Origin of the sequence: Eggerthella sp. (genome assembly GCF_048329335.1) — a bacterium.
Taxonomy (GTDB): Bacteria; Actinomycetota; Coriobacteriia; order Coriobacteriales; family Eggerthellaceae; genus Eggerthella; species Eggerthella lenta.
The window spans coordinates 1-1,092 of sequence record NZ_DBFEGU010000281.1; the positions used below are offsets into that span (position 1 = coordinate 1).

1 protein-coding gene and 1 pseudogene are annotated in these 1,092 nt (G+C 67.6%); both read right to left on the reverse strand.

All coding sequences use genetic code 11. The features are described from left to right. The coding region (locus ACMO6A_RS08935; protein WP_418471127.1) for a hypothetical protein at window positions 1-605 on the reverse strand (605 nt) is incomplete at its 3' end. A 35-nt stretch (window positions 606-640) separates the two neighbouring features. Continuing rightward, a pseudogene (locus ACMO6A_RS08940) lies at window positions 641-1,092 on the reverse strand (hypothetical protein); the annotation flags it as partial.

Here is a 1,092-nt window from a genome sequence, read left to right on the forward strand (position 1 = left end):
ACCAGCCTCTTGGCCGCCCTCATGGCCGCGCCCAGGGTCTCGAAGTCGCCCTTCTCGTCGTCGCCGCATGAGCAGTCGGTCGAGACGACCGAGAAGCGCAAGGCCTCGGCGCCGCCGACCTTCACGCGCTCGCCGAGGCCTTGCGTCTTGAGGTACATGCTGATGTAGTCGTTGCGGTAGAACTCGGGGCAGGCGTCGATGCCGGCCTCGTCGGCCTCGTCGGTGAGCATATCGACCGCCGCGAGCACGGTGTCGCGCGCGCGGTAGCGCTCGCCCTTGTCCTGGCTCCAGCTCGTCGGGATGTCATACGGGTTGAGCCCGTCGCATCGCACCGCGCAGCTGAACTTATTGGGGTAGGCCGCTATCAGCTCGTCGGCCGCGCCGTAGTCCCAGAGGATATCGCTGTAGAAGTCGTCGAGCGTGCCGTCCTCGTCGATGCGGAAGGCGTCGACGGCGAAGCCGAGGCCCGACAGCGAGAGCGCATCGTCGAACAGCCGCGAGTAGAAGAAGCCGATGGGCTTGCCGGGCTCCTTGACGACCCAGGTGGCCGAATCGCAAAGGCAGTGGACCCAGTTGAAGTCCGGGTCGCTACAGGTCTTGAACATGGTGGCCTCCCTGGCCGTTGTCTCGTCTGAAATGTCTAGCCCATGTGCGCGCCGTGCGAGGCCTTGGGGAGATGGTGCGTGGGCACGTTCGCCGTGGCGTCGGCGCAGTGCTTGGCGGCCGCCGCCACCGAGCGCGGGTCCTTGGCGGCCGCCGCCTTGATCTCCTCATAGCCCTTGCCCATGAGCTCGGCGGCGTCGCGCACGGCGTCCGAGATGCCCTGCGCCGCGGCGGACAGCACGAACGGCACGCACTTCACCTTGTCGGCGAACGCCCGTCCGCGCGCCGAGATGTTCTGGGCCGCGCGGGTGCATGCGGCCTGGACGGCTTTGATGTCGCGGGACATGAACTCGAGGCAGGTCTGCACCTTCGCGGATCCGGCGGCGGCCAGCTCGCTGAACTTGTAGCGGATGCCGGTGCGGTCGAGCTCGCGGCTGAACTCGGCGACCTCCTCGCTGTTCTCCTCGATCGTGCCGTCCATGAGGGGCA